Raw genomic sequence first — 21,200 nt, forward strand, 5'->3', positions numbered from 1 at the left:
GCTCTAGGGCACCGCCGGCTTGCAGTCTGCCATCCACCGCTCTCACCCCTTCAGTCTAAGAGCCTTTCAAGACACAAGCCGGCTTGCCGGCGATGGGGGCAGGCCTGCTAAATTCAGTTCCAATCCGTTCCCCCCGGGCGCAATGCCCGCGCATAGCAAAACAGGAACAGGTTCCTCACCAGTTCCTTGAGTACTCCTGGCTCACTCGAATTCAGCCCCATGAGGTCCAGGTCGCCCTGGTCGCGCAGTTCATCGAGCGCGTCTTCCTCGAGCACGGCGCAGACTTCGCCAGTCTCGCGATGCAGGATACGCAGGTAAGGGTGGGGGCGGTCGAGCCAGGCGTCGATCAGATAGGTCATGGCTACTCTCCTTGGATAGCGGTTCCAATGAGAATAATTCTTATTATCAAAATAGCAAGAGACTATTGGAAGAATTCTTCCGAATGGTCCCGGCGATCCTGTTGCAGGATCTGTCAGGGCCGCCCGTTGGGCAGCCCCGAAGGGCAGGCGATCAGACCTTGCGCACGAACTCGGACTTGAGTTTCATCGCGCCGATACCGTCGATCTTGCAGTCGATGTCGTGGTCGCCGTCGCACAGACGGATGTTCTTGACCTTGGTGCCGACCTTGACCACCAGGGACGAACCCTTGACCTTGAGATCCTTGATCACGGTAACGGTGTCGCCGTCCTGCAGGACGTTGCCGACCGAATCCTTTTTCACCACGTCGTCGCTGGCGGCTTCGGCTTCGCCGTTGGCCGACCACTCGTGGGCGCATTCGGGGCAGATCAGTTGGGTGCCATCCTCATAGGTGTATTCGGAGTTGCATTGGGGGCAGGGCGGCAGAGTACTCACTTCGTTTCCTTAAGGTGCAGGGAGAATAAAGGCGCACATTGTATAAGGTTTAGGTGCGATCTGTGCAAATGCGTCGTTGACAGCGCGCTGTCGAGAATCTGCCACTGCACTTTGGTGGGACGGGAGCAACGGGTGCAAAGTGCTTCGCGCAGCACTAGCAAATTTGTCAGGTTACGGATAGGCCCGTATTTGATCAAATCGTAAACCCTTCTTCTTTGCAATGGAGTGGATATGCAGGGCTCATTGCTCTATCGAGTTTATTTGTCTGTGCCAGCGTGCTGGGAGCGACAGTCGAACCTGTGCAGAGCCCTGAACAGGACGAGGCAGCAGTCTTGGCATTCTGGGATCCGGCCCGGATGAGGCAGGCGGAGCGTGCAGTTGGCGGCCCGGCAAATCCTGTTGATGAGGTGCTTACGGAGAACGGTGACCATCTTGGCTTTGTCAGGGAAGCGCATGCTCACCAGGGGGCGCTCAGCAGTCGAGCGGGGATATTGTTTTATGTTTCCGGTGATGGCGTTCCACAGCACTGCTCGGCTACGGTGCTGAAGTCTGCGCAAGAAAATCTGGTGTTGACCGCCGCACATTGCGTTATAGAACGTGGTGAGGTCTGGAAGCAGAAGATGCTCTTTGTACCGGCCTACGACGGTGCGGCTGCAGAGGGTGAGCGCGCCCCTTTTGGGCGCTGGCCGATTCGCTACAAGTACATTCCGCACTTGGAGGCGTATCGGAGCGAGGAGTCGGACCTGGCCATCGTCAGCATATTTGCGCAGGGTGACCAGTCGCTGGAGCAGGCAGTGGGCGGTGGGAGCCGAGCCTGTCTTTCTGAGCGCGGCAGTCAATTACCCAACAGCCAGATATGGGGTTATCCGGGTGTCAGTTACAGTGGGGGAGAGATGCGGCGCTGCTTATCTCGGATGGACGATCTTGAGGGCAGCAGCGGTGTTGGCACGCCTAATTGCTCGACGATATCGGGCAGTAGTGGAAGCGCTTTTCGATTTCAGCAGAACGATGACTGGGCCATTGCAGTGGTACATGGTTCGGGGCAAAGCACACGGCTGCGCGAAAGCACTTTCCAAGCCCTCTACAGGTTGGCAAGTGGGTCTGATGCAGTGGTCCCTCGTTGCTTGACGAAGGGGTGAACTCTTTGGAGCGCACCGCGCCACAGCACTAGTGCCCTGTCTCGGAAATAAGCTGTTCACTTTTGGCGGCGTCCTGCGCGCTCGGCCGCTCGCCGAAAGAAAACGTATATCCGAGACAGGAGATCAGGGCAGATAGATACTCAGATCAAGGAAGACGGCCAGTGTCGCCTTTGTCAGCCTGGCTGGAGGCTGTTTGGTGGGGCACTGGGCGCACAAACCTACGCCCGATGCAGTTCCCTGGCGATGGATCAGTGAGTGCGTGCTACCGCAAACTCGCTCAGCTCGACCAGGGCGTCCCGGTACTCGCTGGCCGGCAGCACTTCCAGGCAGGCAATGGCGCGGGCGACGTAGTCGCGGGCCATCTGCGCGGTGTAGTCCAGGGCGCCGGACGCCTCGACGGCGATGCGGATCTGCTCCAGGTCCTCCAGGCCACCCTTCTGGATCGCCTGGCGCACCAGCGCGGCCTGCTCCGCGGTGCCTTCGCGCATGGTGTAGATCAGCGGCAGGGTCGGCTTGCCTTCGGCCAGGTCGTCACCGACGTTCTTGCCCAGGGTCTCGGAGTCGCCCTTGTAGTCGAGCAGGTCGTCGACCAGCTGGAAGGCCACCCCCAGGTGGTCGCCGAAGGTGCGCAGGGCTTCGCGCTGCGCGTCCGTGGCGCCGGCCAGGGCTGCGGCGCTGTGGGTCGAGGCTTCGAACAGCATCGCGGTCTTGCCGCGGATGACGTCCATGTAGATTTCCTCGGTGGTGCTGGCATCACGCACGCGCGACAGCTGCAGCACTTCACCTTCGGCGATCACCCGGGTGGCCTTGGAGAGGATCTGCATGACCGGCATCGAGCCCAGCTCGACCATCATCTCGAACGAGCGCGAATAGAGGAAGTCGCCCACCAGCACGCTCGGCGCGTTGCCCCACAGGGCATTGGCGGTGGAGCGGCCACGGCGCATGCCGGACATGTCGACCACGTCGTCGTGCAGCAGGGTGGCGGTGTGCAGGAACTCGATGGTCGCCGCCAGCAGGCGCAGGTCGTCGCCCTCGCGGCCCAGGGCCTTGCCGCACAGCAGCACCAGCAGGGGGCGCAGGCGTTTGCCGCCGGCGGACGTGATATAGTCGCCGATCTTCGATACCAGCGGCACGCGCGAGGTCAGCTGCTTCTTGATGATCTCGTCGACGGCGCTGAAGTCATCAGCTACCGCGCGGTAGAAGGTTTGGGGTTGCATCGGCTGCTCCATTGAGGTTGCGCGGCATGCTAGGTCGCAGGTACCGGTGTGTCAAGGCGCGGTGGCCGTGGCCCCGGGCCGGTACTTGCAAGCATTTATGAGGTTGCGTACAATCGCGCACCCTAACTTCCTGGGCAGCACCTGCCTTACGCAATTGCACCGGGCCGTTCCAGCCCTGTGCAGCCATGCCAGCCAATACTCATCATATAAAGCGCTGGGTGAGCAGGATTATCGGAGAAATACCATGTCTTACGCAGTAATCGTTACCGGCGGCAAGCAGTACAAAGTCGCTGAAGGTGAATTCCTCAAGATCGAGAAACTGGAAGTCGCCACTGGCGAATCCGTGACCTTCGATCGCGTTCTGCTGGTCGCCAACGGTGAAGAAGTCACCATCGGCGCTCCAGTTGTTGCTGGTGCTAAAGTAGTGGCCGAAGTCGTTTCGCAAGGCCGCCACGACAAGGTTCGCATCATCAAGTTCCGTCGTCGTAAGCACCACATGAAGCGCATGGGCCACCGCCAGTGGTTCACTGAAATCAAAATCACCGGTATCCAGGCTTAATCGCCCCGATCCCCTGAATTTATTGGAGAATTGAACCATGGCTCACAAGAAGGCTGGTGGTAGTACTCGTAACGGTCGCGACTCAGAATCGAAACGCCTTGGCGTGAAGATGTATGGCGGTCAGGTCATCAAGCCTGGCAACATCATCGTCCGTCAGCGCGGCACCGAATTCCACGCTGGCTACGGCGTTGGCATGGGCAAGGATCACACCCTGTTCGCCAAGATCGAAGGCGTGATCAAGTTCGAGAAGAAAGGCGAGTTCATGCGCCGTTACGTGAGCATCGTCGCCGCTTAATCGCGACGTCGCTCCAGAAGCCCCGTCATGCGACGGGGCTTTTTCGTTTGTGGTGAGCCTCTTGCAAAGCTGTTTGAATGGGCTGCCGGCGTTGGTTTCTGGTTCGTACGGGGCCGCCGCGCTCATCTTTGCAAGAGCCTCATGGTTTTCTGGTTTTCGACTCGTCGTCCGACGAGAGGCGGTTTTGAATGAAGTTTGTAGACGAAGTATCGATCCGGGTAAAAGCCGGTGACGGCGGCAACGGTTGCATGAGCTTCCGCCGCGAGAAATTCATCGAGAACGGTGGCCCCAACGGCGGCGACGGCGGTGACGGCGGCTCGGTGTACATGGTGGCCGACGAGAACCTCAACACCCTCGTCGACTACCGCTATACCCGCCACCACGAGGCCCAGCGCGGCCAGAACGGCGGCAGCACCGATTGCACCGGCAAGAAAGGCGAGGACCTGTTCCTGCGCGTGCCGGTCGGCACCACCGTGATCGACGCCTCCACCCAGGAAGTGATCGGTGACCTGGTCACCCCGGGCCAGAAGCTGATGGTCGCCCAAGGCGGCTGGCACGGCCTGGGCAACACCCGTTTCAAGTCGAGCACCAACCGTGCGCCGCGCCAGACCACTCCAGGCAAGCCGGGCGACCAGCGCGACCTGAAGATGGAAATGAAAGTCCTGGCCGACGTCGGCCTGCTGGGCCTGCCGAACGCCGGCAAGAGCACCTTCATCCGCTCGGTCTCGGCCGCCAAGCCGAAGGTCGCCGACTACCCGTTCACCACCCTGGTGCCGAACCTGGGCGTGGTCAGCGTCGACCGCTGGAAGAGCTTTGTCATCGCCGACATTCCTGGCCTGATCGAGGGCGCCTCCGAAGGTGCTGGTCTGGGTATTCGCTTCCTCAAGCACTTGGCCCGTACCCGCGTGCTGCTGCACCTGGTCGACCTGGCGCCGCTGGATGGCAGCAGCCCGGCCGACGCCGCCGAAGTGATCATCAACGAGCTGGCGCAGTTCAGCCCGGCGCTGGTCGACCGTGAGCGCTGGCTGGTGCTGAACAAGGCCGACATGATCATGGACGACGAGCGTGACGAGCGCGTCAAGGAAGTGGTCGAGCGCCTGAACTGGGATGGCCCGGTGTACGTGATCTCGGCTATCGCCAAGCAGGGCACCGAGAAGCTCAGCCATGATCTGATGCGCTACCTCGAAGACCGCGCCGACCGCCTGGCCAACGACCCGGTCTACGCCGCAGAGCTGGCCGAGCTCGACCAGCGCATCGAAGACGAAGCCCGTGCCCAGCTGCAGGCCCTGGACGACGCCCGCACCCTGCGTCGCACCGGCGTCAAGAGCGTGCACGACATCGGCGACGATGACGACTGGGATGATTTCGAGGACGACGAAGACGGCCCGGAAATCATTTACGTGCGCGACTGATCGGTTGCAGTACACTAAACGCCGCTCTCTGGAGCGGCGTTTTTGTATCCAAGGTATCTACAGATTCGACATAGGTTGGAAGAGAAGATGCGAAGCAAGGTGACTGGCGCCAAGCGCTGGGTCGTGAAGATCGGCAGCGCGCTGCTGACCGCCGACGGCAAGGGCCTCGACCGGGGCGCCATGGCGGTTTGGGTCGAGCAGATGGTGGCCCTGCGTGAAGCGGGCGTGGAACTGGTGCTGGTCTCCTCCGGGGCCGTGGCGGCGGGCATGAGCCAGCTGGGCTGGACCACGCGACCGAGCGCGATGAACGAGCTGCAGGCCGCCGCCTCGCTCGGCCAGATGCGCCTGGTGCAGGCCTGGGAGTCGAGCTTCGGCGAGCACGGCAAACACACCGCGCAGATCCTGCTGACCCACGACGACCTCTCCGACCGCAAGCGTTACCTCAACGCCCGCAGCACCCTGCGTACCCTGGTCGACCTGGGCGTGGTGCCGGTGATCAACGAGAACGACACCGTGGTCACCGATGAGATCCGCTTTGGTGACAACGACACCCTGGCGGCGCTGGTGGCCAACCTGGTGGAAGCCGACCTGCTGGTGATCCTCACTGACCGTGACGGCATGTTCGACGCCGATCCGCGCAACAACCCCGAAGCCCAGCTGATCTACGAAGCCCGCGCCGACGACCCGTCGCTGGACGCCGTGGCCGGCGGCACTGGCGGCGCCCTGGGCCGTGGCGGCATGCAGACCAAGCTGCGCGCCGCGCGCCTGGCCGCCCGTTCCGGTGCGCACACCATCATCATCGGTGGTCGTATCGAGCGCGTGCTGGACCGCCTGAAGACCGGCGAACGCCTGGGCACCCTGCTGTCGCCTGAGCGTGGCATGCTCGCCGCGCGCAAGCAGTGGCTGGCCGGCCACCTGCAGACCCGTGGCACCCTGGTGCTCGACAACGGTGCCGTGAAGGCGCTGCGCGAATCGAACAAGAGCCTGCTGCCGGTTGGCGTGAAGACCGTGCAGGGCAGTTTCCGCCGTGGCGAGATGGTGGTCTGCGTCGGTCCCGACGGCCTGGAAGTGGCCCGTGGCCTGGCCAACTACAGCGCCCTGGAGGCGCAGAAGATCATCGGCCAGCCGTCCGATGCCATCGAGAGCCTGCTGGGCTACAGCGCCGAGCCTGAGCTGGTGCACCGCGACAACCTGGTGTTGGTCTGAAGGAGATGCAAGTGCTTAAAGGATTGATTGCTGCCGCCGCGCTGGCGCTGCCGCTGCTGGCCGGGGCCGAGGAAATCGGCCAGGTGTCCACCGTGTTCAAGTTCGTCGGGCCGAATGACCGCATCGTGGTCGAGGCGTTCGACGACCCGAAGGTCGATGGCGTGACTTGCTACCTGTCGCGGGCCAAGACCGGCGGCCTGAAAGGTGGGTTGGGACTGGCCGAGGACCGTGCCGAAGCGTCGATTGCCTGCCGTCAGGTTGGGCCGATCCAGTTCAAGGGTGAGCTCAAGGATGGCGAGGAGGTGTTCAAGGAACGCACTTCGCTGGTGTTCAAGACCATGCAGGTGGTGCGTTTTCTCGACAAGAAGCGCAATACGTTGGTGTACCTGGTGTACAGCGACCGCGTGATCGAAGGCAGCCCGCAGAATGCGGTGACGGCGATTCCGATCGTGCCTTGGGCACAGCAATAGCCGTTTGAAGTCAGTTAGCGTCATTGGGGCCGCAAAGCGGCCCCATACACCTGATCAGGCCAGTTCCTCGGCCTCATCCTCGCGCACGATCGCCTTCACCTCATCGCGACGGCTGATGTACTTCCAGTCCGCCTCGTCGATGTAGATGCCATTCGGCCCGCTGCCACCTTCCAGATCGATTGCCACCCGCGCCGACACCTGCGGCTTCACGCTCGCCAGGATCGGCACGAAGCCCAGCTGCTGGCTGGTTTCCAGCAACGCCGCCTGGTTGCGTTCGTCGATGTCCGCTGCCTCGTCGAGGTAGTACGGCAGGCGAATGCGCCCGGCCAGGTCGCGGTCCATCAGGTGCAGCAACAAATACATGTTGGTCAGCGCCTTGATGGTCATGGTGGTGCCGTTGGACGCGGCGCCATCGATGTCGGCATGAATCACCGGCTGGCTGTTGATCTTGGTGATCTCGAAGGCCAGTTCGAACAGGTCCTTCAGGCCCAGCTGGTTGTGGTTGGCCGCCACCAGCCGCGCCAGATACTCCTTGGCCTCTTCGTTCTTGTGGTCCTGCTCGGCGCTCTGGGTCAGGTCGAATACCGACAGGGTCTCGCCCTCCTCGTACTGGCCGGCGCTGTGGATGATCTGGTCGATGTGCTTGAGCGCTTCCTTGTTCGGTGCCAGGACCACGCGGAAGCTCTCCAGGTTCGATACCTGGCGCTTGTTGATCTCGCGGTTGAACAGCGCCAGCTGGTGCTCGAGGCTGTCGTAGTCGCTGCGGATGTTGCGCAGGGTCCGGGCGATGTCGGTGACTGCCGCGCGGCGGGCCTTGGCCAGGGTCAGCGCTTCCTCGGTGCGGTGCGAGTAGGCGTTGATCAGCAACTGCAGGCGGCGCTCCATGTCGTCTTCGCTGTCGAACTTGGCCACGCCCTTCAGGCGCACCTGGGCGTACAGCGCCTCGATCTGGTTGTCCACACGCTGCAGGGCCTGCCAGCTGTCCTGGTAGTCGTTGAGCAGCGGCAGCAGGTTGTCCATGGAGTCGTCGATGGCTTCCATGAACGGCGTGCCGAACGGCAGGTCGGCCGGCAGCAGCTGGCGACGGCGCAGGGCGTCTTCCAGGGTGCGCTGCTTGGCTTCGAGGTCGGCGATCTGCCGGCCCACCAGTTGCAGCTTGGCCGACAGCTGCTGGACGCGCTCGGTGAAGGCGTCGCTGGAGCGCTTGAGCTCGTCCTGGGCCGCTTCCAGCTGGCCCAACTGCTCCATTTTTTCCGGCTCTTCGGCGGCCAGGGTCTCGGTGCGGCGGAAGTCCTCCAGGGCCTTCTGCGCGTCCAGCACCTGCTGGTACAGCGCCTCGGTCTGCGCCTTGCTGGCGGCGCGGTCGAGGGCCACGGCCTGCTGGGTCTTGAGCTGCTTGAGCTCTTTCTCCAGGCGTTCCTTCTGGTCGCGCAGGGCGGCGCGGTCGGCCAGGGCCTGCAACGCGGGCGGGTCGATGTGCGAGATGTCGATGGACAGGCCAGGCACTTCGAAGCGCTCGCCCTTGAAGCGGTCGAGCACGCCTTCCAGGGTTTTCACCCAGACGTCGCTGTCGTCCAGCTCGATGCCGCGGTCACCCATCGGCAGGCTGAACAGCGCGCCGTTGAACAGGCGCATCAGGCGGTCCACGTCCTGCTGCGAGAACTCTTCGCGCAGGCGGGCGTAGCTGTTGTTGTCGGCGTGGTCGAGCTGCTGCTTGACCGCCTTCACACGCTTCTCAAGGTCGCGCACGCGCTCGTCGAGGTCTTCGGCGGAGAACTGCCGCGACTGGGCCAGGGCGCCGGCCAGTTCGTCGTGGGCGTCCTTGGCGGCCAGCAGCTGCTGCTCCAGTACCTTGACATCGGTGACCAGGGCGAAGCGGTGCTTGAGCACCGACAGCTCGCCCAGCCAGCGCTGGATACCGGTGATCTCGCGCTCCAGGCGCATCAGCTCCTGGGTGCCGCCGCGCTGGTCGTTCTGCAGGCGGTCCTGCTCGCCACGGTAGTGCTCGGATTGGATTACCAGCTCTTCCTTGCGCGCCATGGCGTATTCCTGCCAGGTGCCCAGCAGGTTGTCGAGCAGCGGCGAGATGCGGTGCAGCTTGCCGCGCAGGATGTCGCGCTGGGCCACGCCGCCGGCCAGGGCCTCGACCAGCGGGCCGGCAGCCACCAGGGCGTTGTAGTCGCCCTCCATGCGGCGCACGTCGCGGAACGCCTCTTCACAGGCGGCGATGTAGTCGACGCTACCTGAACGCAGGCTGTGTTCGAAGGCGTCGAGGAACAGCTGCTTGAGCTTGGCGGCAGTGATTTCGCGCATGTGCAGCAGGTTGATGAACAGCGCCCGGAAGGTCTTCAGGCTCTGTTCGCTGGTCGAGCGCAGCGGGATCAGGGTCAGGTCCAGCGGCACCGAGGTGTGGCCGCCGACCAGCAGCCGGCGCAGTTCGTCTGGCTTGAGCTCGTAGGCCTTGAGGCCATGGCGTTCGAGGTTGGTGAACAGCTCCTTTTGGCGCAGGCAGGTGTCGTCTTTCTGGTAGTGGGCCAGGTCCAGCTCGCCTTGATAGGCGAAGAACTGGTGGCCGAAGCCGCCGCCCGGTCCGCGGCCGACCACGCCGATCACGTGGGGGCCGTGGGGCAGGTTCAGTTCGGTCAGGATGTAGCTGGTGTCGCTGGCGAAGTAGAAGCGCCGCGACTGCTCCAGGCTGTACTTGCCAAAGCTCATGTCGGACATGCGCGCCAGGATCGGGAACTGCAGCGCGTTGATCGACGCCGATTTACCCAGGTTGTTTGCGCCATAGACCGACAGCGGGTGTTCCAGGGGGAACAGGCCGAGGCTGTAGCCGGCGGTGTTGAGCAGTGCGAAGCGGCGGATGCCGTAGCGTTCCTGGCTCATGCGTCAATCTCCTGTTGCTCTTCGCGGATCGCCCGGGCCAGGGCATCCTCTTCGCTTTCCTCGCCGTCGAACGGGGAGAGGTCGAGCGGGTCGTCGGTGCGGTTGAGTTCTTCGGGCGTCTCCTCCACCACCAGCACGGGTACCGGCAGCGGCAGGTCGCTGTGCAGGGTCGCGGCCAGGTCGCGGTCCTGCTGGACCGACAGGCAGACGTCGAGAAAGCGGTGCATCGGCGGCAGGAAGCGGTAGATGCCGCCTTCCTCATGGGCAAAGCCGAGCTGGCTCATGCGGCGCATGATCTTTTCTTCGAGCTCGTCGACGGTCTGCACTTCGGCCTGCAGGAACAGGTCGCGGTACTTGTCCAGCAGTGACGGCAGTTCGTCACGGCCGATGCTGCCACCGTCGAGCACGGCCATCGGGTCGCGCCCCTGGTCGGCGAGGTGCTCGACCAGGATGAAGGTGAACAGCGACAGGCGCTGGGCGGTCTTGTTGACCTGCGCGGCGGCCTGCTCGGGGACGAAGTAGTAGAAACCGCGGGTATCGCACACCAGCTCGAAGCCCAGGGCCTTGAACAGGGTGCGGTACTGGTCCTGGAAGTTCGACAGCTGGGCGTACAGCTCCGGGTCGCGGCGGCTGACGTGGAAGCCCTTGAACAGCTCGCGGAAGATCGGCGCGAGCTGGGACAGTTCGGAAAGATCAAGATGCATGGGTGGGGCTCGCGGTGGATTCTGTCGTGGTCGCCGGCTTGTCGCGGCTGGAGGTCAGGGCGAAGGAGCGCAGGCTGACCAGGTGTTCGCGGGTGAGGTATTGCTGGCGATCGAGGCGTTCGCGGCTGAAGCGCTTTTCGCGCGACAGGCGCGAGAACCAGTACAGCAGTTCGTCGGTGGCGCCTTCAGGCTCCTGCTCCAGCAGCCAGACCATCAGGTCCGGCAGCGGCAGGGCGTCTTCGCAACGCTCGAGCATTTCCTTGACCGTGCGCGGGGCGCGGGGCAGCGGGCCCTTTTGCGTCTTGTGCGCCTTGGGGAAGCGCGCGGGCTTGGGCTCGAAGCGGGCCAGGGCGTAGACGTAGGCCTCGACCTGGCTGGCGCTGCCGAGGAAGGTGCTCTGCGGGCGAGTGAACATCGGCATGGCCGCCTGGGGCACGGCGTCGATGCCCTTCTTGCGGATCACCGACAGGGCCAGCGCGGCGCCTCGGGTAACCGCGTTGTGCCGGCGCGCCTCTTCACGCAGCGGCAGCAGCAGTTCGCGGGCGTGGCGCAGGGTCAGCTGGGCGCTGGTCTGCATCTCGAGGATGCGCGCGTGGGTGCGCAGCAGCATGTCGTCGTCGACCAGATGCCCCAGGCGCGCCTGCTCGCCCAGCAGCCGCAGCAGCACGGTCTCGACCTTGCGCACGCCCTGCTCGAAGGCGCCATCGGCGTTGACCAACTGGATCATCGGCTCGACGTATTCGTCCCAGGTCGCCAGTACTTCGGCGTAGCGCTGGCGCAGGGGGATCTGGCGGTTGCTGGTCTTGGCTCGCTCGGCCACGGCCACCAGCGCCTGCTCGTCGTTGTCGAGCTTCTTCAGTACATCGCGCACGCGCATGTCGAGCAGGCGCAGCTGGCGTGCCAGGTCGTCGCTGTCGCGGTTGTCGAAGGCGTCCTGGATATGCCCGGCCAGACGCTCCAGGTGGCGCAGGTAGGCCTCGATCTCCAGGCACAGGCCCAGCCGGTGCTCGCGGCGCAGGTAGGCGAGGAAGTCGTGGATCTGCGCGTTGAGCTCGAAACGGTTGGGGCTTTTGGCCACCGGGACCAGGATGTCCAGGCGGATCCACACGTCAAGCAGCTGGGTGATGTCCTGCGGGGTGCTTTCCACCTGCTGGCGGGCCAGTTGCTGGCGCAGCTCGACCAGGCTCAGGGTGCCCTGGTCGAAGCGCTCGCACAGCGGCTCGATCAAGGCCCAGTGTTCGGCTAGGGCGCGCAGGACGCGCTTGGGTTCGATCATTGGCGGGTCGACTCGTTGCCAAATAAAAGCGGCGATTGTACTGCATCCGGGGGGGAGGATTTCACCCCTTGGTCTGTTATGGGGATAACCCTGATGCTCAAGGGGGGATTCACCGGCCCACCAAGGGGCGTGGGAGCACGATGACCGACAATCTGTTGCGGCGCATCCAGGTCAACAGCGTTAGAATGCCCGACTGTTTCGACTATCCACCGGATACCCGCGCCTTGCTGATCGAGTCCCGCCGCCGCGCCTACCTGTCCGCCATGCAAGTGGTGCACTGGCTGCCGCGCGCCGAACTGCCGTTCGCCGCGCCGTCGCGGCCAGAGCTGCTGTTACCGGTGGCGCCGGTCGATGAGGTTGACTTCGAGGTGAGACCGGCCGCTCCTGCAGCTGCGCCGAGCGTCACCCCGGCAGTCCCGCAGGCGCGTGCCGAGAGGCCGAAGATCGAGATCCCGCGCCCGGGCAGCGCGCCGAAACCCGCCGCCAAGCCGATCGAGGCCGAGGCAGAGCCCCCCGCGCCGCGTCCGGCGCCTGTGCCACCGCCACGCTTCGCCCTGCAGTTGCTGCGTGCCGGCGACTGCCTGTTGCTGGTGGAGCTGGCCACCGGCCAGCCGTTGCAGAGTCGCGACCCGTCCTACCTGCTGCTCAAGGACATGCTACGCGCCGCCGGCCTGCCGGACGCCCCGCAGATCATTGGCGAGCCAGTACGCTGGCCGTTGCTGATGCGCGGCAACATGGACCAGGGCCCGGACGCCGCCCGGGACTTTGTCCAGGGCTTTATCGCCGCGCGCCTGGAAGAGGCGCCGTGCGCCTGCCTGTGGCTGATCGGCCTGCCGGCCATTCGCTTCGCCGGCCAGGCCGACGACGAAGCCTATTACCGAGAACTCAAGGTCGACCTGCTCGGCGATGCCTGGGCCTTGCCCGGCCTTGAACTGTTGATGGACGAGCCGCAGCGCAAGGCGGACGTCTGGAAAGCCATGCGCCAGCTGATGGCGCGCTGGAAATGTGTTGAATGAGTGACTCGATCAGTTTCCGCCCGGCGACCGAGGCGGATCTGGATACCCTGCTGAAGATCGAATATGCCGCCTTCAGCCATCCCTGGACCCGCGGCATCTTTCAAGATGCACTGAAGTCCTACGAAGTGTGGCTGATGTTCGACGGCCAGCAGCAGGTCGGCCACGGCGTGATCAACGTGATCATCGATGAGGCGCACCTGCTCAACATTACCGTCAAGCCGGAAAACCAGGGCTGTGGCCTGGGCCTGCGCCTGCTCGAACACCTGATGGCGCGGGCCTACCAGCTCAATGGTCGTGAGTGTTTCCTGGAAGTGCGCGCCAGCAACCAGTCGGCGTATCGCTTGTACGAGCGCTATGGCTTCAATGAAGTCGGTCGGCGCCGTGACTACTACCCGATGGCGGGCGGGCGGGAAGATGCGCTGGTGATGGCCTGTACGTTGCTCGAAGATTGATTTCGCGAGCTGTCTTGTAGTGGGGCCGCTACGCGGCCCCTTGTGCAAGTGACTCAGATCTCTGGGTGCTGCACTTCGATTGGTTTACGCAGATCTCGCAAGCTGCGCGTCACCGCCCCGGTATTGCACTTGGCCGCCGCCTGCTCCGGAGTCATCTCGCGAATGGTGCGGTAGAACAGTTCGCAGGTCTGCTTCTTCTGGGTGACCTGCCACTTGCTGGTGCAGGCATCCAGGGTGAGCTTGGCATCGGCCTGGGGGTTGCGCCCCATGCCGGCCTGCCAGCAGGCTGCGGAGAGGTCCTGGCCCATCATCTTCAAACCGGCCGCGTCGGCCTTGTCCTGGTCGCCGTCGTAGCTTTTCGGGTCGGCGGCGTACCAGATCGCGCTCGGGTGGTTGGCGCCGAGCACGGGCACCTTGGCGCTGTTGGCCTCGGGGCTGATGCTCACCAGGCCGAGCACGTTCACCTTCGGCCCATACTGTTGCTGGATCCAGGCCCGTACCGGCGCGCCGAACGCGACCATCGGCAAGGCGCCTTTGCCATCGTGGGTCAGGGCCACTTCCTTGACCATGCGCACCTGGTAGTCGTTGAAGTAGCTGTAGACCCCTTCCAGGTCCTTGCCGGCGCTGGCCGGCGCGGCGATCGGGGCGATATCGACGATGGTCTGGTAGGCCGGGGTCTGGGTAGCCTCGACACCATTGAAGGTCAGAAGCTCCGCCCAGCGGTCGGTGGTGTTGGACTTGAGGTAGTCCTGGTAGCGGGTCAGCGAATAGTCCGGCGGGAAGTGCAGCAACTCGATGCTGCGGCGATTCTCCAAGGCCATGCCCAGGGGCAGGAACAGGTACCAGCTATAGTCCCAGCCGCCTTTCTGGTTGAGGCGGGTGGCGCCCTGGTAGGCCAGCTCGCCGCTGTCGAGCAGCTTGCGCAAGGGGTCGGCGTAGTTCGCCGGCACGTCGGTGATGCTGGCGTGCAGCTTGTCGTTGTCGCGGTTCACCGTGACCTTGGCATTGGCATAGCCGTCGCGCTGCACGCTCTGGGTGAGGTAGTGCTCGACGGTCTGTTCGAGTGTCCAGTCTCGGTAGCAGATCACGTTGCAGTTGTTGGGGTAGGCGAACAGCCGGGTGACCCGCTGGACATCGCCCAGGTCGATCTGCGCGTCGGCCATGGCCAGGCCGCTGAAGGCGAGGGCGGCCAGGCCCGATACAGCAATCTTGTGCATGCTTAACTCCTTGTCAGTGGCCGCCAGGACGGCGGACCGCCCATGGTGGATGAAGAGGTGGGGGAATGAAAAGCGCCAGGATATGGCTATTGGCTAGCGTGCTGGTCGGGCTGGGTACGGTCCAGGCCGATGAACGCGATGTGTGGATGTTCGCCCAGTGGGCCGGGGACCACGAGAACCGCCGGTTCCGTGAAATGCTGGTGGACGCCCGGCTGTATGGCGTGGTGCCGATCCATCAGTTGCTGCGCTCGGCCTCGGACTGGCGGCTGTGCAAGGCTTCACCCTTCGCGGTGCCGCCGGCGAGCCATTGGCCGGCGGTGCGCTCGACGCTGGCCTTGATCCAGACCCTGGACCAGCAGGGTGTCCTGCGTCAGTTCGAAGTGGTGTCGGCCTACCGCGATCCCCGGCTCAATGCCTGTGCCGGCGGCGCGCCGAGCAGCGCGCACATGCGCGCCTTCGCCGTCGACCTGCTGCTGCCGTCCTGGGCCGACCCGAACCCGCTGTGTCGTTTCTGGCAGCAGCACGGCCAGGCCTGGAACATGGGGCTTGGCCGCTACCCCTCGGGGCGCATCCATATCGACACGGCCGGCTATCGCACCTGGGGCGGCGATGGCGGGGCCGGTTCGTCGTTCTGCAGCAAGCCCAGGTGAGCGAGGCAGATACGGCATTCTTGACCGACCCACTGGGCGAAGCGCTGGCGCTTGCTGCCGTCGTCCAGTGGTAGCGGGCTGAGCAGGTGATAGCTGGAGCCGTCGCGCAAAAAGCCGAAAGGGGCCTCCATCTGGCCGTTGCTCAGCTCATCGCACACCATCAGTGCCGAGGCGATGGCCATCCCCATGCCGGCGCTGGCGGCCTGCAGCGACAGGTAGAAGTGCTCGAAGTCGCTGCGTGTCCTGTGCGGGAGGTGCTGGCCGCTCAGGCGCAGCCACGTCGCCCAGGCATCGGGGCGAGTGCTGCTATGGAGCAGGCGTTGGCCGTTGAGGTCTGGCCTTGCTACCGGCCCGATCCACTCATCGCAGATTTTCAGGCTGTGCAGTTGACGATCCCAGTGGAAGTCGTCCCGGCGCAGTGCCAGGTTGATGCCGCCACGGGCGAAGTCCACCGGCCCGCCGGCCGCCACCAGGTGCAGTTGCAGGTCGGGGTGTGCGGCGTGAAAGCGCGGCAGGCGCGGGATCAGCCAGCGCATGGCGATGGTCGGCTCGCAGGAGACCACCAGCACGTTGTCTTCAGCCTGCTGTTGCAGGCGCTGCACGGCACCCTCCAATTGCTCGAAGATCGACTGGGTGGTGCTGTGCAGCTCGCGCCCGGCGGGGGTGAGAAAGATTGCCCGGTTGCGCCGTTCGAACAGTGCCACGCCGAGGCTTTCCTCGAGCAGGCGCACTTGGCGGCTGACGGCGCCGTGGGTGACATGCAGGTGTTCGGCGGCGCGCACGAAGCTTTCAGTGCGGGCGGCGATGTCGAAGTAGCGAAAGGCGGTAAGGGGAGGCTGTTTCATGGGCTGGCCTGTTCTGGCTTTATCGCGGGGCAAGACCACTCCCACGAGTGCAGCGTGAAGCACGCGTGGGAGCGGGCTTGCCCCGCGATAGGCCAGTCGATTCAATGCAGATAGGTGAGTAAAACTAGCAGATCAGCCAGACTATAAATCGATTTTTACTCGTTCCAGGTAACAGGATAATCCCATCTTCCGTGAATTTTCATCGAGGATCCCTGTTTGTGAACGAACTCATCGCCGTAGCCCTGTTCACCATCCTGGCCGTCATCAGTCCTGGTGCCGACTTCGCCATGGTTACCCGCAGCAGTTACGCGCAAGGCCGCAAGGCCGGTCTCGCCGCTGCGGCGGGCATTGCCCTGGGCGTGCAAGTGCATGTGCTGTACACCGTGCTCGGCATCGCCGTGATCATCAGCCAGAGCCCGACCCTGTTCCTGGCCATGAAGATGGTGGGGGCGGGCTACCTGGTGTACCTGGGCTATAAGTCGCTGACCAATACCACGCGCATCAGCCTCGACGGCCTCGCGCACAGCAAGGTCAGCGTGGCGAGCGCGTTGCGCACGGGCTTTTTGACCAACGCACTGAACCCCAAGACCATGCTCTTCGTGGTCAGTGCCTACACCCAGGTGGTACAGCCCGGCAGCCCGCTGGCGATGGACTTCGCCTATGGCGCGTTCATGTCGTTTGCCCATTGGGTGTGGTTCAGCCTGGTGGCGGTGTTCTTCTCCAATCACCTACTGCGTCGGGCGATGATCGAGCGGCAGGTGGTGGTTGATCGGATCATTGGCGTAGCGTTGATCGGGCTGGGGTTTGCCGTTGCGGTCGCAGGTGTTCGTTAGGCTTTGTATGAAAAGTGCCTACGCGACGATCATGCTGCGTTGAAAACAGGCTCGGAATGCTCATCTAGCAAAGTCGAGCGCGACTCTGAGCGTTCCTCGCCTGTTTTCGCCTTGCCTGATCGCCCTCGGCGATTCTCGTGCAAACCCTAGGCCGCGCGTGCAAGGGATTGTGTCCTGGTATGGCTCCATGCTAATGATAGATATTCCTATTTGCGTCTGGCTTGCCTTGTGTCCGACCCCGCAACTGACCTCTATCGCGCCAATCACCGCTGGCTCTGCGCCTGGCTGTACAGGCGGCTGCATTGCCCTCACGATGCGGCTGACCTGGCCCAGGACACCTTCCTGCGTGCGTTGCATGCGCCGCAGTTGAACAGCATCGGCCAGCCCAAGGCGTTTCTGGCCACGATCGCGCGGCGTCTGCTGAGCAATCTGTATCGACGCCGGGCCCTCGAGCAGGCCTATCTGGATGAGCTGGCCAGCCTGCCTGAGCACTGCCATCCCTCTCCCGAGGAGTTGGCCCTGGTGCGCGAGGCCTTGGCCGAGATCGATCGCTTGCTCGATGGTCTGCCAGTGCGTGCGCGTCAGGCTTTCATTCTGCATCGGCTGGAAGGCCTGAGCCAGCCGGTCATCGCCGAACAGTTGGGGATTTCGCTGGCCACGGTAGAGCGTGACTTGCGCCGGGCTTTCCTGCACTGCCTGGGGCTGACGTCATGACGGATCTCGAGCAGGCTACCCGCGACGCGGTGGACTGGCTGCTGCTGCTGGAGCGTCTGCCGCCGGAGGATGCGGCCCACGCCAGCTTCCGCCATTGGCTGGCGCAGCTGCCGGTGCATCAGGTGGCCTGGCAGCGCGTCAATGGGGTGCTGGCGGCGCCGGTGGCCGATCTGCGTTGCAGCGGTCAGTTGCCAATGGCCGCACGGGCCCTGCGCAGTGGTGCGCAGGTTTCGCGGCGCCGGCTCGTCGGAGGAGGGCTGGCCGGGCTGCTGCTCACGCTGGGTGGTGGTGCTTGGCTCAACCGTCTGGCGCCGCTGGATCAACTGTTCGCCGACTTGCGCACGGGGACCGGTGAGCGGCGAAGCTTCACGCTGGATGACGGTAGCCGGGGCACGCTGGATGCCCGCAGTGCGGTCGATGTGAGGTTGGCCGGCACGCAGCGCGAGCTGTACCTGGAGGCCGGTGCCTTGCTGCTCCACGCAGTTGCGCAGGCGGGCAGGCCAATGACCGTGCGCTGCCGCGACGGCCAGTTGCAGTGCAATGACGCGACCTTGTTGTTGCGCCAGCAACAGGAAGCGACCGTGCTCAGCGTGCAGCAGGGCTCCGTGCTGCTCACCGCCGGGCAGGGCGACAACCGATTGCTGCAGGCCGGCCAAGTGGTGCGTTTCGACCGTCAGCGGATCGATGCCCAGGCGGCATCGTTGTGGTCGCGCAGCACCTGGGCACAAGGTTATCTCGAGGTGCGTGACGAACCGTTGGGCGAGGTGTTGGAGGCCTTGCGACCTTACCGGGCCGGATTGCTGCGCATCAGCCCGCAGGCGGCGCGTTTGCGTGTCTACGGCAGCTTCCCGCTGGCTGATGTGGAGCGCACCTTGCTGGCGCTTGCGCAGACGTTGCCGATCGAGGTTTCCAACACTGGTTTCTGGTTGACACGTATCGAAATGAAAAACGCGTGAGGGGATTGCGAGTCTGGCGTGTCCTGTCTGCAACATCCACTCACTTCGAGCGACACCCATGTCCAACCTTGTCTTTCGTCCCAGTGTTCTGGCCCTGGCCATTGCGCTGGGTAGCAGTGGCCTGATCGCTTCACTCCAAGCCGCCGAATCGGTCAACAGCCTGTACAGCTACGACATCGCCCCAGGGCCGCTGGGTGACACGCTCGCGCGCATCGCCCGCGAGGGGGGGCAGGTACTGTCGGCGGATCCGGCCTTGGTGCGGGGCCATCTGGCGCCTGCCATCCGCGGGCAGATGAGCAGCCGTGAGGCTGCTGAGCAAGCACTGCTCGGCAGCGGTCTGGTCCTGAGCATCACCCCGGGTGGTGCGTGGAGCCTGCAGCCCTCGTCGAGTGGCAATTCGCTGGAGCTGGCGCCGACCCAGGTCGACGGGCGCGGCGCGGAAAGTGCCTGGGGGCCGGTTGAGGGATACGTGGCCAAGCGTACCGGCACGGCCACCAAGTCCGACACGTCCGTGCTGGAGGTGCCGCAGACCGTCAACATCGTCACCGCGCAGCAGATCACCGCCCAGGGGGCGCAGAGCGTGACCGAGGCCTTGCGCTACACCCCAGGCATTACCGGTGGTGGCTTTCCGGATCGGGTCGGCCTGTTTGACGAGGTCACCTCGCGTGGCTTCCTGCCCGCCCCCTTGTACCTCGATGGCCTGCACCTGCCGTATGGCAATGGCAGCACCGGCGGCGCGATGCAGATCGATCCCTACACCCTGGAGCGCATCGAGGTGCTCAAGGGGCCGGCCTCGGTGCTTTACGGGCAGAACCAACCGGGTGGCATCATCAACATGGTGTCCAAGCGCCCTACTGCCACACCCGTGCACGAGATCGTGTTTGGCGGTGGCAGCCAAGATCGGCGCTACGGTGCTTTCGACTTCGGTGGGCCACTGGATCCACAGGGGCAGTGGCTGTATCGCCTGACCGGTACCGTCACCGACAAGAACGGTGAGATCGACTACGTCGAGCAGAAGCGCTACATGCTCGCCCCCAGCCTGACCTGGATGCCCAACGAGCAGTTGACCCTGACCCTGTACGGCCACTTCCAGAAAGACAACGACGTGCCTGAAGCCCAGGGGCTGCCGGCCGCCGGCACGGTCTTCAACACCCCGAACGGACGTATCAAGCGCAGCACCTTCATCGGTGAGCCCGGCCTGAACAGTTACGACCGTGATCAGTACAGCCTCGGTTATGAAGTGAGCTACGTGCTAAACGATATCTGGACGCTGCGCCAGAACACCCGTTACGCCGCGGTAGACGACCGCTACGTCGCCCCGTTGCACGGCTATCGTTTCGTCACCAACCCCAGGACCGGGGCCGACGACCAGCGCTACATGACCCGCTTTGGCGTGGACTGGGCGCAGAACAACAAGGTGCTGGGCATCGATAACATCGCCCAGGCGCGCTTTGCCACCGGGGATGTCCAGCACACCGTGCTGATCGGTGTAGACCGCTATCACTCCAACTCCAAGTTTCTCGGCCGCTACGACTACAACGCGCCGGCCATTGACCTGTATGACCCGGTCTATGGCCAGCGGCCGAACTACGTCAATCCGAACCGCTGGGACAACACCGTCGACCAGACCGGCCTGTACGTGCAGGATCAGCTCGACTGGGGGCGTTGGTTCCTCACCGTGGGTGGGCGCTACGATTGGGCCAAGACCGACAACCGCCAGCCGCTGGCGGGTACCCGCAGTGGCAGCCGCGATGAGCAGTTCAGCGGCCGCGCGGGGCTGGGCTACAAGTTCGACAACGGTGTCACGCCTTATGTGAGCTACGCCGAGTCGTTCCAGCCGCTGAGCGGTACCGACGCCGAGGGCAAGCCGTTCGAGCCTTCGACCGGCAAGCAGTATGAAACGGGGATCAAGTACCAGCCCGTGGGGCAGGAGAGCTTTGTCCAGCTGTCGGTATACCAGATCGACCAGCAGAACGCTTTGACCAGCAACCCCGGCAACCCGACCTACAGTAACCAGTCCGGGGCTCTGCGCTCGCGGGGCGTGGAGCTGGAAGGCAAGCTCAACGTGGCCAGCGACCTGAACGTGATCGCCTCGGTGGCGCGCAACCAGGTCAAGTTCACCAAGGACAACGATGGCCGCGAAGGCCGGCACATGGCTGGGACGTCTCCCCTGACCGCTTCGCTGTGGGTGGACTATCAGGTGCGTGGCGACACACCATGGCGCGGGGTGGGCGCAGGTATCGGCGCTCGCTACGTGCGGGGCAGTGACGGCACGGACATCGCCGAGGAGCACTTCGTGACGCCGTCCTACACGGTATTCGACGGCATGCTGTCCTACGACTTTGGCGAGTCGCCGCTGCAGGTTCGTGGCCTGAAGCTGAAACTGAACATGCACAACCTGGAAGACCGTAAGTACATCAGCAGCTGCACCACCGAGCTGGACTGCTATTACGGCGAAGGGCGCACCATGACCACGGACCTGACCTACAACTGGTAAGGTC

General features: G+C 64.0%; 21 protein-coding genes. 13 read left to right on the forward strand and 8 right to left on the reverse strand.

The window, feature by feature from the left end; all coding sequences use genetic code 11:
- Positions 1-113: 113 nt before the first annotated feature.
- Both DFS21_RS00005 and DFS21_RS00010 read right to left on the reverse strand, forming a co-directional pair.
- Positions 114-359 carry a hypothetical protein gene (locus DFS21_RS00005; protein ID WP_038707330.1) on the reverse strand — a complete coding sequence of 82 codons (246 nt, stop codon included), beginning with the start codon at positions 357-359 and terminating at the stop codon, positions 114-116.
- 151 nt (positions 360-510) lie between these two features.
- A complete protein-coding gene (locus DFS21_RS00010) occupies positions 511-852 on the reverse strand; it encodes a zinc ribbon domain-containing protein YjdM (RefSeq protein WP_046857186.1) in 342 nt (113 codons plus the stop codon).
- A gap of 332 nt (positions 853-1,184) precedes the next feature.
- On the opposite strand from DFS21_RS00010, the gene DFS21_RS00015 reads away from it, so the two are divergent.
- Positions 1,185-1,991: a serine protease gene (locus DFS21_RS00015; protein ID WP_146603123.1), complete on the forward strand. Its 807-nt coding sequence runs from the start codon at positions 1,185-1,187 to the stop codon at positions 1,989-1,991.
- Positions 1,992-2,239: 248 nt separating this feature from the next.
- On the opposite strand, the gene DFS21_RS00020 is transcribed toward DFS21_RS00015, so the two are convergent.
- Entirely contained in the window at positions 2,240-3,208 is a 969-nt protein-coding gene (locus tag DFS21_RS00020) for a polyprenyl synthetase family protein (RefSeq protein WP_102683861.1), read from the reverse strand.
- Between the two features lie 244 nt (positions 3,209-3,452).
- On the opposite strand from DFS21_RS00020, the gene rplU reads away from it, so the two are divergent.
- The 5 genes from rplU (at position 3,453) to DFS21_RS00045 (ending at position 7,150) form a co-directional block, all read left to right on the forward strand.
- Complete coding sequence (gene rplU, locus DFS21_RS00025; RefSeq protein WP_003247466.1) at positions 3,453-3,767, forward strand: 50S ribosomal protein L21; 315 nt, start codon at positions 3,453-3,455, stop codon at positions 3,765-3,767.
- Between the two features lie 37 nt (positions 3,768-3,804).
- Positions 3,805-4,062: a 50S ribosomal protein L27 gene (rpmA, locus tag DFS21_RS00030; protein WP_003247464.1), complete on the forward strand. Its 258-nt coding sequence runs from the start codon at positions 3,805-3,807 to the stop codon at positions 4,060-4,062.
- Positions 4,063-4,250: 188 nt separating this feature from the next.
- Positions 4,251-5,474 carry an Obg family GTPase CgtA gene (gene cgtA / locus DFS21_RS00035; RefSeq protein WP_110702509.1) on the forward strand — a complete coding sequence of 408 codons (1,224 nt, stop codon included), beginning with the start codon at positions 4,251-4,253 and terminating at the stop codon, positions 5,472-5,474.
- A gap of 87 nt (positions 5,475-5,561) precedes the next feature.
- Positions 5,562-6,680, forward strand: coding sequence for a glutamate 5-kinase (gene proB, locus DFS21_RS00040; RefSeq protein WP_111531647.1), 1,119 nt, complete (start codon positions 5,562-5,564; stop codon positions 6,678-6,680).
- A 5-nt stretch (positions 6,681-6,685) separates the two neighbouring features.
- Positions 6,686-7,150 (forward strand): CreA family protein, encoded by a 465-nt coding sequence (locus DFS21_RS00045; RefSeq protein WP_110702513.1) that lies wholly within the window; start codon positions 6,686-6,688, stop codon positions 7,148-7,150.
- 54 nt (positions 7,151-7,204) lie between these two features.
- Here the strand turns inward: DFS21_RS00045 and mksF are convergent, their stop codons facing one another.
- From mksF to mksB, 3 genes are read right to left on the reverse strand one after another with little or no spacing between them, the layout of a single operon-like run.
- Positions 7,205-10,036 (reverse strand): Mks condensin complex protein MksF, encoded by a 2,832-nt coding sequence (gene mksF, locus DFS21_RS00050; RefSeq protein WP_102683858.1) that lies wholly within the window; start codon positions 10,034-10,036, stop codon positions 7,205-7,207.
- The gene (gene mksE, locus DFS21_RS00055; RefSeq protein WP_110702515.1) at positions 10,033-10,740 is read right to left on the reverse strand and encodes an Mks condensin complex protein MksE; all 708 of its coding nucleotides are present in this window, start codon (positions 10,738-10,740) and stop codon (positions 10,033-10,035) included. The genes mksF and mksE overlap by 4 nt, the downstream gene beginning before the upstream one ends.
- Entirely contained in the window at positions 10,730-12,016 is a 1,287-nt protein-coding gene (mksB, locus tag DFS21_RS00060; protein ID WP_046857179.1) for an Mks condensin complex protein MksB, read from the reverse strand. The genes mksE and mksB overlap by 11 nt, the downstream gene beginning before the upstream one ends.
- Positions 12,017-12,240: 224 nt before the next feature.
- Between mksB and DFS21_RS00065 the strand changes: the two genes are divergently transcribed.
- Together DFS21_RS00065 and rimI are read left to right on the forward strand one after the other, a co-directional pair.
- Positions 12,241-13,032, forward strand: a complete 792-nt coding sequence (locus DFS21_RS00065) for an energy transducer TonB (protein ID WP_110703097.1) — start codon at positions 12,241-12,243, stop codon at positions 13,030-13,032.
- A complete protein-coding gene (rimI, locus tag DFS21_RS00070; protein ID WP_046857177.1) occupies positions 13,029-13,484 on the forward strand; it encodes a ribosomal protein S18-alanine N-acetyltransferase in 456 nt (151 codons plus the stop codon). Before DFS21_RS00065 ends, rimI begins: the two co-directional genes overlap by 4 nt.
- Positions 13,485-13,537: 53 nt before the next feature.
- On the opposite strand, the gene DFS21_RS00075 is transcribed toward rimI, so the two are convergent.
- Positions 13,538-14,701, reverse strand: a complete 1,164-nt coding sequence (locus DFS21_RS00075) for a hypothetical protein (RefSeq protein ID WP_111531648.1) — start codon at positions 14,699-14,701, stop codon at positions 13,538-13,540.
- A 65-nt stretch (positions 14,702-14,766) separates the two neighbouring features.
- Here DFS21_RS00075 and DFS21_RS00080 point away from each other — a divergent pair, with 65 nt between their 5' ends.
- Positions 14,767-15,351: a D-Ala-D-Ala carboxypeptidase family metallohydrolase gene (locus tag DFS21_RS00080; RefSeq protein WP_178081989.1), complete on the forward strand. Its 585-nt coding sequence runs from the start codon at positions 14,767-14,769 to the stop codon at positions 15,349-15,351.
- Here DFS21_RS00080 and DFS21_RS00085 read toward each other — a convergent pair.
- Positions 15,291-16,196, reverse strand: a complete 906-nt coding sequence (locus tag DFS21_RS00085) for a LysR substrate-binding domain-containing protein (protein WP_111531649.1) — start codon at positions 16,194-16,196, stop codon at positions 15,291-15,293. The genes DFS21_RS00080 and DFS21_RS00085 overlap by 61 nt on opposite strands.
- Positions 16,197-16,414: 218 nt before the next feature.
- Here DFS21_RS00085 and DFS21_RS00090 point away from each other — a divergent pair, with 218 nt between their 5' ends.
- The 4 genes from DFS21_RS00090 to DFS21_RS00105 all read left to right on the forward strand — a co-directional run bounded on the left by DFS21_RS00090 (position 16,415) and on the right by DFS21_RS00105 (position 21,196).
- Positions 16,415-17,029, forward strand: coding sequence for a LysE family translocator (locus tag DFS21_RS00090; protein ID WP_110702521.1), 615 nt, complete (start codon positions 16,415-16,417; stop codon positions 17,027-17,029).
- 228 nt (positions 17,030-17,257) lie between these two features.
- On the forward strand, positions 17,258-17,743 hold the full coding sequence (locus DFS21_RS00095; protein ID WP_178081990.1) for a sigma-70 family RNA polymerase sigma factor: 486 nt from the start codon (positions 17,258-17,260) through the stop codon (positions 17,741-17,743).
- Entirely contained in the window at positions 17,740-18,699 is a 960-nt protein-coding gene (locus tag DFS21_RS00100) for a FecR domain-containing protein (RefSeq protein ID WP_110702525.1), read from the forward strand. Before DFS21_RS00095 ends, DFS21_RS00100 begins: the two co-directional genes overlap by 4 nt.
- Before the next feature lie 58 nt (positions 18,700-18,757).
- Complete coding sequence (locus DFS21_RS00105) at positions 18,758-21,196, forward strand: TonB-dependent siderophore receptor (protein WP_110702527.1); 2,439 nt, start codon at positions 18,758-18,760, stop codon at positions 21,194-21,196.
- Positions 21,197-21,200: the final 4 nt, after the last annotated feature.

This window comes from Pseudomonas sp. 2848 (genome assembly GCF_003253945.1).
In the GTDB taxonomy this organism is placed as follows: domain Bacteria; phylum Pseudomonadota; class Gammaproteobacteria; order Pseudomonadales; family Pseudomonadaceae; genus Aquipseudomonas.

Coding starts and splice junctions, on each gene's coding strand:
- DFS21_RS00020 (WP_102683861.1), bottom strand. CDS start 3,208: ATGCAACCCCAAACCTTCTACCGCGCGGTAGCTGATGACTTCAGCGCC.
- proB (WP_111531647.1), top strand. CDS start 5,562: ATGCGAAGCAAGGTGACTGGCGCCAAGCGCTGGGTCGTGAAGATCGGC.
- DFS21_RS00105 (WP_110702527.1), top strand. CDS start 18,758: ATGTCCAACCTTGTCTTTCGTCCCAGTGTTCTGGCCCTGGCCATTGCG.
- cgtA (WP_110702509.1), top strand. CDS start 4,251: ATGAAGTTTGTAGACGAAGTATCGATCCGGGTAAAAGCCGGTGACGGC.
- DFS21_RS00100 (WP_110702525.1), top strand. CDS start 17,740: ATGACGGATCTCGAGCAGGCTACCCGCGACGCGGTGGACTGGCTGCTG.
- DFS21_RS00080 (WP_178081989.1), top strand. CDS start 14,767: ATGAAAAGCGCCAGGATATGGCTATTGGCTAGCGTGCTGGTCGGGCTG.
- mksF (WP_102683858.1), bottom strand. CDS start 10,036: ATGAGCCAGGAACGCTACGGCATCCGCCGCTTCGCACTGCTCAACACC.
- rimI (WP_046857177.1), top strand. CDS start 13,029: ATGAGTGACTCGATCAGTTTCCGCCCGGCGACCGAGGCGGATCTGGAT.
- mksB (WP_046857179.1), bottom strand. CDS start 12,016: ATGATCGAACCCAAGCGCGTCCTGCGCGCCCTAGCCGAACACTGGGCC.
- DFS21_RS00005 (WP_038707330.1), bottom strand. CDS start 359: ATGACCTATCTGATCGACGCCTGGCTCGACCGCCCCCACCCTTACCTG.
- DFS21_RS00085 (WP_111531649.1), bottom strand. CDS start 16,196: ATGAAACAGCCTCCCCTTACCGCCTTTCGCTACTTCGACATCGCCGCC.
- DFS21_RS00045 (WP_110702513.1), top strand. CDS start 6,686: ATGCAAGTGCTTAAAGGATTGATTGCTGCCGCCGCGCTGGCGCTGCCG.
- DFS21_RS00075 (WP_111531648.1), bottom strand. CDS start 14,701: ATGCACAAGATTGCTGTATCGGGCCTGGCCGCCCTCGCCTTCAGCGGC.
- rpmA (WP_003247464.1), top strand. CDS start 3,805: ATGGCTCACAAGAAGGCTGGTGGTAGTACTCGTAACGGTCGCGACTCA.
- rplU (WP_003247466.1), top strand. CDS start 3,453: ATGTCTTACGCAGTAATCGTTACCGGCGGCAAGCAGTACAAAGTCGCT.
- mksE (WP_110702515.1), bottom strand. CDS start 10,740: ATGCATCTTGATCTTTCCGAACTGTCCCAGCTCGCGCCGATCTTCCGC.